Origin of the sequence: Actinoallomurus rhizosphaericola, assembly GCF_024055675.1 — a bacterium.
In the GTDB taxonomy this organism is placed as follows: Bacteria; Actinomycetota; Actinomycetes; order Streptosporangiales; family Streptosporangiaceae; genus Actinoallomurus; species Actinoallomurus soli.
This window is the reverse complement of sequence record NZ_JAMXMW010000027.1, coordinates 90,362-102,932: the sequence shown is the minus strand read 5'-3', so window position 1 is coordinate 102,932 and position 12,571 is coordinate 90,362. Positions and strand designations below refer to the sequence as shown.

The 12,571-nt window shown below is 68.1% G+C and carries 1 protein-coding gene (only partly in view); it reads left to right on the top strand.

The whole window is internal to a winged helix-turn-helix domain-containing protein gene (locus NE234_RS40040; protein WP_252786362.1) on the top strand: the coding sequence, 46,050 nt in all, runs 17,203 nt past the left edge and 16,276 nt past the right edge, and what appears here is coding positions 17,204–29,774, spanning codon 5,735 (partial) through codon 9,925 (partial); the first codon wholly inside the window starts at nt 3. Both the start codon and the stop codon lie outside the window.

The following is a 12,571-nucleotide window of genomic DNA, read 5'->3' as shown; positions in this document are numbered from 1 at the left end:
TTGATTTCGGGGGAGTAGGGGGATCGTCGGGCCTCGGAGATCCTCAGCGGGACAACTCCTATGACGACATGGACCTTTCCACTCTGGATGTCGATGCGGAGTTCGCGGGTGCGGGGGGCGACGAGTGGTCCGGTGGGTCGCCGGGCGACCTTCGTGGGGAAGTGCCGGCTTCTGGTAGTGGATTCGCGGGTGAGGCTGGGGCCGATGATGTGGCGGCGGGCCGGGCGCGTCCGGAATCGGTGGCCGGTTCGGAAACTCCGGTGCCCGGAGTAGCCAGTGCGCCTGGTGGTGCTGTGGAGGGTGTGGCCCGTATTCCTGACGTGCCGTTCGGTCAGGCGGTATCGGTCGTGCCCGCGGTGGCTCCGGGTGTTTTTGAGCGGGTTGGCCGGCGGGGCGTTGTGTTCGAGGGGGTGAAGTTCTTCCTGAAGCCGACCTCGGGGTTTGGGGTGGGTGGTGGTTTTGATGAGGCGTTGGTGATGTCGTTGGGTTTTGCTGCGCCGGGTGCGCTTGACACGGTGGATGCGTTGCATGAGTGGGTGGGAAGGTACATAGCGGCGGCGGAGCTGCCGGCCGGGGTGTCGTCGGTGGATGAGTTCCGTGCGCGTGTGGCCGACCGGGTTCGTGGTGGTGAGTTCAACATTGCGATGGCGAAGGTCGTGGGGCGTGTGGGTGGTGTGCCGGTGACGCTGGTGGATGCGGGGGGTGTGGTTCACCGGTATGGGCCGGATTCGCCGGGGGGTGTGTTGGTGTTGGAGGAGGAGGGGAGGTTCCTCGCCGGGGTGCGGTTGCTGGAGGTCGGGGATCTGAAGATCGATCTGGCCGCCGGTGGCGAGGTCCGCAGGAACGGGGAACAGGTCAGGCTGTCCCGCCTCGAGCGCGAGATGTTGATGTTCTTCGCCAACAATCACGGTCTTGGCGTGTCGAGAGCCGAGATCATCCAGGCGCTCTGGGGCGATCAGGGTTCCATTAACAGCTTCGTCCAGGTTCGCCGAAGTCTCCAACGCAAGCTTGAGGACGATCCGGGGGAATCTCAGCTGATTATTCCGGTTAACACGGATGAGGGCCCGGTCTTGCGTTTTGGGCCGCGTGAACTGGGTGCGTCGGAGGCCGCGGTTAAGTGGGTGGAGGTCGGAGATCTCAAGATCGATGTGGTCGGCGGCGAGCTCCGTAAGGACAAGAAAGCGATCGAGCTGCTGGCCGGCGTGCAGTGGAAGCTTTTGAAGCATCTCGTCAGAAATCTGGGGAACTGGGTGACGAGAACCGACCTGATTCAAGCGGTCTGGGGCGAGAACATCCAAAATATCACTTTCAGGCGAGCTCTTGAGGGCTTGCGTGAGAAGATCGAAGATGACCCGAATAACCCTCAGCTGATCAAAACCGACAAGATAGGCAGGTTTACGGCGTTCCGTCTGGGATCGCCCGGGTCGGTTGCCGTGGCTAGGCCGGAGGAGCCGGAACGCCGGGCCGGTGTAGGGGCTGGCTCTGGCAGTGCCGTGGACGGTGGACCGGTGGGGGAGTCTGGCGATGCTCCGTCTTCCCCCGCTGTGCGACAGGATTCGCCAGGTGCTGGATCTGCTGTTCCGGACTTCGATGGCGCTGCTCTCATGGAGACAGAGGAATCGCCGGACTTCGATCCCTGGTGGAACTCCTATGCCGACGATGAGGTGAACCTCTCTACTCCCGATTTGATGGATTGGGTGCCGGGTTCGGGCGAGGTGGACGCGGACCCGGTCAGTGCCTCGCCGGAAACCTCGGCGCCGGCTCCCCACCAGGCCGAGCCGCAGGTCGGGGGCGTGCCGCGGCTCGACTCGCACGACGAGCAGACGCTGTGGGCGGAGGTGCACACCGAGCTCAAGACGCTGAAGGTGCGGCTCGGCGCGGAGGAGGCGGCCGAGCTCCGGAGGCGGTTGCCCGAGCTGCATCAGCAGCTGAATCCGCAGGGGAAGCGCACGCTGCGGCAGATCGGTGAGAGCATCGCGCAGCTCTACCAAACCGGGCAGCTGGCCGGTGGAGAGAACCTGTATGCAGGCGGTCTGGGGATAGAGGGTCAGGAAGGCCCGGCTGGCATAGGGGCTGGTTCTGGTAGTGCCGTGGACGGTGGATCGGCGGGGGAGTCCGGTGATGCTCCGTCTTCCCCTGCTGTGCGACAGGATTCGCCAGGTTCTGGGTCTGCTGTTCCGGGCTTTGATGGCGTTGATTTCGGGGGGGTAGGGGGATCGCTGGACCTCGGAGATCCTTGGTGGGACAACCCCTATGACGACATGGACCTTTTCACTCCGGATGTCGATGCTTGGCGGCCGGCGATGGGTTGGGGGGATGCGGAGGATTCAGAGGATTCGGAGTTTGCGGGTGCGGGGATCGGCGAGCGGTCCGGTGGGTCGCCGGGCGACCTTCGTGGGGAAGTGCCGGATTCTGGTAGTGGATTCGCGGGTGAGGCTGGGGCTGAAGATGTGGCGGCGGGCCGGGAGCGTCCGGAATCGGTGGCCGGTTCGGAAACTCCGGTGCCCGGAGTAGCCACTGCGCCTGGCGGTGCTGTGGAGGGTGTGGCCCGTACTCCTGAGGTGGCGTTCGGTCAGGCGGTATCGGTCGTGCCCGCGGCGGCTCCGGGTGTTTTTGAGCGGGTTGGCCGGCGGGGCGTTGTGTACGAGGGGGTGAAGTTCTTCCTGAAGCCGAGCTCGGGGGGTGTAGGTGGTGGTTTCGATGAGGCGTTGGTGATGTCGTTGGTTTTTGCTGCGCCGGGTGCGATTGACACGGTGGATGCGTTGCGTGAGTGGGTGGGAGGTTCCATAGCGGCGGAGGAGTTGCCGGCCGGGGTGTCGTCGGTGGAGGAGTTCCGTGCGCGTGTGGCCGACGGGGTTCGTGGTGGTGAGTTCAACATTGCGGTGGCGAAGGTCGTGGGTCGTGCGGGTGGTGTGCCGGTGACGCTGGTGGATGCGGGGGGTGTGGTCCACCGGTATGGGCCTGATTCGCCGGGGGGCGTGTTGGTGCTGGAGGAGGAGGGGAGGTTCCTCGCCGGGGTGCGGTTGCTGAGCGTCGGGGATCTGGAGATCGATCTGGCCGCCGGTGGCGAGGTCCGCAGGAAACGGGAATGGGTCTCGCTGTCCGGCCGCGAGCGCGAGATGTTGATGTTCTTCGCCAACAATCACGGTCTTGGCGTGTCGAGAGACACGATCATCCAGGCGCTCTGGGGCGATCAGGGTTCCATTGAAAACTTCGCCCTGGTTCGCCGAAGTCTCCAACGCAAGCTTGAGGACGATCCGGGGGAATCTCAGCTGATTATTCCGGTTAACACGGATGAGGGCCCGGTCTTGCGTTTTGGGCCGCGTGAACTGGGTGCGTCGGAAACCGCGGTTGAGTGGGTGGAGGTCGGAGATCTCAAGATCGATGTGGTCGGCGGCGAGGTCCGTAAGGACAAGAAAGCGATCGAGCTGGGCAAGGTGCAGTGGAGGCTTCTGAAGCATCTCGCCATAAATCTGGGGAACTATGTGCCGAAGGCCGACCTGATTCAAGCGGTCTGGGGCGAGGACATCGAAGGAAGAACTTTCTACAAGGTTTATCGCGGCCTCCTCAAGAGGATCGAGGATGACCCGCGTAACCCTCAGCTGATCAATAAGCGCAGGATAGGCGGGCGTACGGCGTTCCGTCTGGGATCGGCCGGGTCGGTTGCCGTGGCTAGGCCGGAGGAGCCGGAACGCCGGGCCGGTGTAGGGGCTGGCTCTGGTAGTGCCGTGGACGGTGGACCGGTAGGGGAGCCCGGTAATGCTCCGTCTTCCCCCGCTGTGCGACCGGATTCGCCAGGTTTTGGATCTGCTGTTCCGGACTTTGATGGCGCTGCTCTCATGGAGACAGACTTTGATGGCGCTGCTCTCATGGGGACAGAGGGGTCGATGGACTTCGATCCCAGGTGGGACTCCTATGCCGACTATGAGGAGAACCTCTCTACTTCCGATTTGTCGGATTTGATGGATTTGGTGCCGGGTTCGGGCGAGGTGGACCCCGTCAGTGCCTCGCCGGTCGGTTCTCGTGGTGGGGCGCCGGATGCCGGCATCGATCCGATCGCGGAGGGCTGGCCGATCGGGCGGGAGGTGACGGTCGGCGGGCTGCGTGAGGGTGGTCGGCGGGACGCGTCGGCCTTCGAGGCGCCGGTGGTCGGTGAGCGGGTCGTGTTGTCCCGGGCGTTCGAGTCTCGGTCCGCCCGGTGGGGTTATGTGATCGATGAGGACGGGGGGATCTGGCTCTCCGACGACCTGAGGCTGTCTCCGGATGGGTGGAGGGCGCTGGGTGATGACTTCTTCCATGAGCCGGAGGGGATGCTGCTGCGCGGGGACAGCGGCTGGATCGGGACGGTCGTCAACGCGGATGAGGTGCGTGCGGGTCTGGGTGGGCCCTTGGGGCCGGGACAGCGTTACACCCTGATCGCGGACCGTTCGGGTGTGTACCTGAGGCAGGCCGGAGCCGAGCATGGAACGGCCGTCCGGATCCCGTTGTCCGATCAGGTGGCTCAGCCGGTGTCCTCGGATGTGGAGGTCGACGAGCGCCCGGCGACCGAACTCTCCCCGGCGTCCGAGCACCACGCCGGGCCGAACGCGCCGGCAGATCTGCGTCCCGGGGAAGGCGTTTCGCCGGCGGAGGCGTTTCCGCTCGGGGAGACGGTTCACGACTGGACGGACCGCGTGGCGCGGGCCGCGCAAGAGTCGATCGGCTTCTTCCACTGGGTGAACTCGGGGCCCGATCAGGAGGACTCCTGGAGGATCGCCGAAGTCACAGCCGGCGTGCCGAACGATTTCGCGCGCTGGATTCGCGGCGACGGACCCGTTCCGAACAAGTCCAGCAGGATGGGCGTTCTCGAGATGCTCCAGTTCATCGCCTACTGGGCGGGCGCCGTCGACAAGGCGTGGCTGCAGAGCATCCACGAGAAGGCGGCGCGGGCCGCGCGGAAGGCATACCAGAAGGCGTTCGATCCAGAGCAGGATGATGATGACGATGATGCGGTCATCGAAGGGGAGGACGCTTACGTCCGTGCTCTCAAACGCCACATGACCGTCGGCTTGCCCACCAGGCATTCCATCGACCCCGAGACCGGCTCGGTGAAACCCGAGATCCCGGTCGGCCGTCTGGTGTTCGGCGACGGCACGACCGTGGTGGCTCTGAGCACCCGCGACGAGAACGGTGCTCCCCGGCTCGTCGGCCACTGGGGTATCGGCCACTGGGGTACGAACTCAGAGCAGGACTCGGACTCGGACGAGGAGCAGGGCGAGAAGCCCGCTCGTTCTACGGCCGTCGGCTCGGTCACCCACCCGGACGAAGGCTCGGAAGCGGGTACGGAGCCGGAGCCCGCTGACGACCTTACAGCCGCCGATTCCCTGCAGGACATCTCGCCGAAGGACCTGATCGAATGGTTCGACGGAGATCTGACCCTCAGCTCCGCGGCGCCGGCGTGGTCGGTCTCGGGCGCCCCACTGACGGGCCTCCCCGCGGAGTTCGATCGAGCCTTCGGAGAAGAGATTCCCCCGACTGGCTTGAGAACTCGGGAGTTGGATGATCGGGATGACGTGCGGGTGGATCCCGTGTGGTCCCTGCTGGAGGACGTACCGCCCTCGTTGCTGACGAAGAACCGGAACGCGGTCTGGCTGTACACGGTGCGTCCCGACGGCCGGGTGATAGTCGGGAGTGAGCAGCCGGGGCAGCTCCTGGAACCCGAGCAGTTGGCCGACCTGCGTGCGTCGGATCCGGCTCTCGCCGGGCTGAACGACGACGAGATCAGGGCGGAACTCGATAGGCGTTGGGGTGGAACCGGTCACGCGGCGATCGGCGTGGACTTCGCGGGCGATGGCCGTACCATGGCCGGCTCGTCCAGGGTCTCGGGCGAGTTCCGGTGGGATGAGCAGCGCCGGCAGTGGGTGGTCAACGACAACTCCGGTCGTTACATGTCCCAGCGTGGTGACGCCGAGCAGCGCGATAAGCGGCACTGGGTCTGGAACGTAGCGGCGCTGTTCAGCGCGCATACCGGGCAGGAGATCGGCTTCGACCTGTTCCAGTGGCCCGGATGGGGGCGCCCGGCCGGCGCCGGTCGTGCGGCGGAACCGGCCGCGGCGGATCCGATCAAGGCGCGGTGGCCCAGGCCGCTGACCACGGATGACTACGGCATCATCGACAAGCGCGGCACGGGCGTGCTGTTCCGCAGACCCGGCACGGTGACTCCTCGCCTGCAGACGCCACAAGCGCTGACAGACGAAGCCCGCCGCCCGAAGTTCTACGTGCTCACGCAGGAATACCATGAGGTGGCCACCTACGCTCGGCCGCGACTGGCCATCTCCGAGGACCGCACACTGGCCGTGGAGGTCGGCGCCCCAGGACAGCAGGCCTTCGCGACGGCCGAGGCGATCGCACGCTCATCGGCCGAACTGGCGGCGGCGGGTGCCGGGGTGCGGTTGGAGGCCGACGAGGACCTGTCCATCGTTCTTCCCACCGAGGACGGGGCGGTCCGCAGGCTGTTCAGGGTCACTGTGATCTTCCCGACGAAATCCGGGCGGTCCACCGCGCAGGACAGCTGGGAGTTCTTCGACCTGGCGACCGGCGGTGACGGCCCGCCGTCCATGGCGTTCCGCGACCCGCGGAGCGGCCGGGTGGAGAGCGCGCCGATCAATGCGTCCGATGGTGCGGAGGTCACCGGTACCCACCACCTGGCCGAGGCCCTGGCCCGGGTGGCCGACGGAGAGATCCGGCCCGAGGAGGTGGCGCCGGAGTGGGCGGCGGCGCAGGTGCGCCGAGACCCCCGACCGGCCGGTGGGGTTGGTGGTCCGCTCCCCGGTGAGCGATACGGCAGCGCGCTGGCCGTCGGCGAGACCGAGAACCCGCGACACGACGCCCTTACGGAGGCCGCACGCCGTATCGGCGTCAATGAGTACGCGTGGGCCGGAGTGGGCGAGGGGTATGTGGCGCAGTCCATCGCCGCGCCCGACGCGCACGGACGGCCGAGTCTGAAGCGAAACTTCGCTAAGCCGGGCGCCGCGGCCGTCAGTGCGGTCCGTCGCCACTTCGCGACGGTGGTGCTCGCAAGCGAGGACGGCGCCCACCAGATCGTCGTGGAGAACTTCCCGCGTGACTGGGACGGCATCACGCGCAACATCGTCCAGCGCATCCTGCAGAAACACTCGCCGGCCCAGTTGCAGGCGATAACGGCGGATCTGCGCGCGCAGATCGACGCGCGGCAGGACGCAGGTCCCGATGCACACCTTTCGGAGCTACGCGCCTACCTCGACCTGGCCGAGGCCCTGGCCCGGGCCAAACAGGAGCTGCCGCACCCGCCCTCCGGCCCCGATGAGCAGGCGCAGAAGGCACGAGAGGACGCCATCGACAGCGCCGTGGCCCACATGAGACGCCTCGAACGTGTGGTCCCGGGCGAACACCAGTGGGGTATGCGGATGCTCTCCCAGCATCCCGGCGAGAGCTTCCACGACACTTTCGCGCAGCTGCTGGGATCCCGACCCGCGCTCATGGCCAACCTGCTCAGCGGCGTGGTCGTTCCTGGCCGCCGGACCCGTCCGATCGGGTTCGAGGAGCAGGCGCTGTGGGCGGAGGTGCGGAGGGAGCTGCGTCGTCTGCACCGGGAGGCCGAGGGTACGGCGGATGGGCTGCGGGGGTTGTTGCCGGACCTGTACCTGCGGTTGAACCCGGCGGGAAGATTGACGCTGCGTCAGGTCGGTGAGCGGATCGCACAGACCTACGTGGTGGCAAGGCTGAACGGCGCGAAGACGCCGGAGGACATCCTCCGCCTCGGCCGGCCCCTCCACCTGCTCGACTCGGCCGAGGACGCGATGTCGGTCGACGAGCCGGAGGAAGGATCCTCGCCGGCGTCGTCGGGCGACGGGGAATCGACGCTCGGCGTTGAGCCGGTGGTGGGTCTCCGCGGGGGAGCGGCCCCCTCCCAGGCGGATCGATGGTTCCGCGTGCCGGGCATCCGCGTCTTGAGGCCCTGGCGGATCCGGGCGCGGAACACTTCCCCCGCTCCGGCCCCGTCCGAAGGGGACAGCCCGTGGACCCGCGGCCTCATCCGCCGGGCCTCGGAGCTGTTCGCGTCGCGTCCCGGCGCTCGGAGCGGTTCGGCCGCCGCCAGTACGACTGGGCTCAGGGGCCGGTCGGCGACGTCGCTGCCGTCGGAAGAGCCGGTGCGACAGCACGATGCCGTGACCGGCTCGGCACCCGTGCTCCCTCGGCTGCGGCTGACGGGCGCGGAGGGGGACGTCGCGACGATCGCAGAGCCGGAGGACGTCACCGCTTCCCGCAGGTCCGGTGAGTCGATGGGCGAACCACGTAAGGGGTCGCCGGAGAACGGCGGCGACCCGGTCCACAGTGGTGCGACCGGGGCGGAACCCGCTCCGCCCAAGCTGGAGCTGCCGCCGGACATCGGGGACTTCGTGCCCGACCTCATGGACACCATCAGGAGGAGCGTGCCGACCGTGCCCCGGCGTATCGCCGGGCGGTTGCCTTCTCTGCGGCCGACCGACGGCGAGGCGCTGACGCCGGAGCGCCTGGTCGGTGAGTTCGGGATCCCCGAGACCCACCAGGTGGCCATCCAAGACATCGCAGACCGCTTCAACCTCGTGCTGGACGCGCGGCCGACGAATCCGGACTCGATCCCCTGGCTGGAGCGCGGCGCGCTTCCCAAGCCTCAGGAGATCAAGGCCAAGACGATCGGGAAGGCGGACGTCCACCTCGGCGCGTCGGAACACCACATCGGCCTCGTCGGCTATTTCCAGCCCCGAATGCCGTCCGAGGACCACCTCAACCGTCTCTCGACACGCGAGCGCCAAGAGGTCCTGCGCCGCTTCGACCAGAGACAGAACGAGTTCTCGTCCTTGGCCGCAGAGATGGCCGAGCGTGTCCAGAGCGGAAGGTTCCAGGTTCGCGACGGGCTCGTCGAGGAACGCGGCCCGGATGGCAAGTTCCATCTCCTGACCGGTGACCTCGACCTGTACCACGTCAGGCTGCCCGACGATGGCGCCTCCCTCTCGGAAGAGGACTACGAGAGGGCGATCTGGTTGCTGACCCGCCTGAACATCGGGGTCCGGCACGGCGCGCACATGTACTGGCGGACGAAGAGCGCCTTCGAGGAGAAGATCCGCGCCGAGATCGTCTCGAGGCATCGGTGGGACAGCGACGATGCCGTGCCGCTGATCCGGTTCGCGCCAGGGGAGCCTCCCATCCTGGTGTTCGCCGACGACCAGCCCGGGCCGAGCACGATGTCCACGACGGCGTCCGGCGCTCAGGCCCAGGCGGTCGCCCGGTTGAAGGCCTGGACGTGGCTCTCCCCGGCCGATGCCCGTACGCACGCCGACAGGCGGGAGCCCGGACTCTCGCCGCATTCCTCGGTCGAACGGTTGCGGTCTGCCTCACCTGGTCCTCGGGGGGAGACGAGTCGTCTCCGTGGGGAGGCTCCGCCGACCGGCGTTCACGCGTCCCCGTCCGCGCCCGAAGACCTGCGGCCCGCTGAGAGCGTCGAGGACGAGGACGTTCATCCGCTCATTTCTGCCACGGACCTCGACGGGAAGCAGCGGGTGCTGGAGGCCACCTCCGAACAGAACCTGCGGTCGGAGGTGCTCGCCGCGCTACGAGAGAACAACATCCGCCACGACGATGTTCGGGCGGAGCGGCTCTTGGCCGACCTGTCTCGGTACTACGAGGAACTGGATCGTTCGGACCGGAGGACCCTCCGGGACGCGGGCCTCGCTCTCGTACAGGAACACGTCCTCGGGCAGCGTGGCCTGCGCGGCGGGGCGCCGGCGAACGTCGTGCCGGCCGCGCCGCCGTGGGCGGCCACCGGGAACGCCACAGCGGGTCCGTCGCAGGCTGCGGGAACCCGTCCGCGACCCGGTGGCGAGGTCGACGCAGCCGAGATTCTCGTACCGCCCGCAGTGGGCCACGCGTTCCTCAAGCAGGTTCTCGAGCAGGTCCAGCCGGGTGAAGGCTACGCGGACCTGCTTCGTGCCCATCTCGCCGAAGCCGTGGGCTTCGGCGACACGATCGCCGCGTACTTCCTCAGCCACGAGCTGACCGGGGTCGTCGCCGACGATCTGGTGTTCCGACGGCTACTCGATCTTCCCGATCGTGCGGCGCAGGAGATCCGGTTCCACGCGGCGATGCTCTACCTGCGCGGAGCCATGTCCTTCAGTGCGCACTTCGGGGCCGACGCCGGGATGGAGAGCTCCGCGGCCGCCTGGTCCTACGACCCTGTCGAGGGCCTGCGGAACCTCTCGGAACGGGTGCGAAACTTCTTGGAGGAGTTCCGCGAGGAGTTCTGGATCGAATACCGGCGGGCGCTCGTGTCCGGGAGCTTCAGTGAGCAGAGGCACCGCGTCTTCGACCTGGGCGTGGGGCTGCCCGTCGGAGATGGTCTGTCCCTTCGGGACTACCTGTTCGGCGGGCTCGTCGAGGACGCCCTTCCCCATCCGAGCGGGGCGTCCGGCCCGTCCGCCGGTGGAAGGTTCCTCGGTGGCGATGGCGACCTGCCGAAGGTCGAGCTGAGAGTTCCCTACTTCGGGGACGCGCACCACACAGCCCTCGCGTCCATGGTGGAGCAGCTCGGTTCCCAGGCCGTGCGGCTGTATGAGCCCACTGCGGACGGTCTCGCGGAGATCGCGGCGGAGCGGGACCTGCTGCGGCAGATGAACGTGGCCGGGGAACCGATTCCGTTCCACCCGCCCGTACGTCTCGCCCCCCTGTACGCCGACGAGAGCTGGCCCGCCGCGCGGGATCAGTTCGAGGCGGACGTCGCCTCGTGGCTGGCCTCGGCTCCGGACGTGCTGAACGCCGCGAATGCCGCTGCGGGCCTGCTGAACCTGCGGCCCTCGCCGACTCTCAGCGAGGCCATGAACGCGTTCGCCGCCGGAGCCTCGGAGCGGTATCCCCTCGACGGCTTCGAGAGGCTGCGCGGACCTCGTAGCGCGGTGTGGATCCAGCGGATGGCAGAGCGCGGCCATCGGGTGGCCGACGCGCCGCTCGCTCACGTCGAGGCGCTGTTCTCCGTCTACCGGGTGTACTGGGAACTGGCCCCGGACACCGATGACGGCGAGGGGATCCTCGCGGCGATGATCGCCTGGCGGGTGCCGCTGGGCGACCCGTTGTTCGACATCGTGCTGGCGTGGCGGCGGGTCGGATTCGGCTCGGCGGCGGTGCGCGCCGTGCTGCGCGGCGAGGCCGGAGACCTGCACGAGTGGATCGAGCAGACGTTCCAGGAGGCGGCGCTGACGGCGCCGCATGTCGGTCTCTACGAGGAGCTGTTCGGCTCTTACATCTCCACGGAGGTCGCCGAGGCGGCCCATGAGGTGGGCCTCACCCCGGTGGAGGCCGCCACCTTGCACGACATCGGGGATCTGACGGAGCAGGAGACCGGCGACCCGGTCGACGTGCTCCGTGCGGACATCGCCCGGCGGGCGGCCTTGAGACTGGCGCAGGACCGGCGGGAGGTGTGGGCCGCGATCTGGCGGTCGGCCGATCCCGCGGACTTCCCCGATCACGAGCGGAGCTCGTCGGACTGGCGGCGGCTGCGGATCTGGAAGGTGTTCGGCTCGGCCGAGGAGGCGTTGGCCTCTGTCACGCGGGGCGCCGGGCCCGGCTGGGTGGAGCTGCGGCACTTCGTGGGGAACGTGCGGCTCGCGGGGCCGCTCGGTGAGGTGTCCGACGACGGCGAGCTGGGCTACACCCTGGACACCGGATCCCTCCGATCGGTCGAGACCCGCTGGGGCTTCGACCGATCGACGCGCGGAACCATCGCCTACTGGGAGATGGAGGAAGCGTCCGCGCAGGGGTCCGGCGAGCCCGTACGCCTGAGTGCGATCCAGCGCAACAGGCTCGCGGTCGCGGAGGGACGCGCGCCGGGGGCGTCGTGGTCGCCGACCGTGAGCCGGCGAATCTTCATCGCCCCGCAGGGTGAGAACCCGTTGCAGCGCTTCACGGACTCTGACGGGAACTTCCTCGGGTTTCACTTCTTCCCTTCGCCTGCCTGGTCCCTCCGCGCGCCGTCCTACGGTCGGCTGCGCGAGATGACCGGCGTCATCTGGCGTTGGCGGTCGTCAGAGGGGAGGCCGGAGGGAGCGCGGTTCACGCCACCGATCCGGAATGCGGCACTGACCGCGTTCACCGGGGGCCACGGTGATCACCCGGCGCGCACCGCCCACATCAGGGCGGCGGCGCGGTGGATCGCGAGCCTGGGCTACTCCGAGAACGTGGTCCTCGTCTGCACTCCCGTACGACCGGGCGAGAACGGCCTCGGCCCGACGGCGCGTGAGACCGGCATGGTCATGCACTGGGTGACCACCGACCTCGCGGTGACGCCGTCGGGGCACTTCCACCTCGCGCCGCAGGCCGGCGGTCGGCCCGGCGCGTGGCTGATCGGCCATCCCGACGGCCATGAGGAGGCGTCCCCCGCCCAGGAGACGCTGATCTGGGATGTACCGGCGTCGGACTATCCGGACGCGCGTTACTTCAACATGGACGGCGGCGTACGCGAGCCGGCGTCCGAGTCACTGGGCGAGTCCTCCCGGTCGCAGGTCGCCGAGGCCGCTCCCGCCGC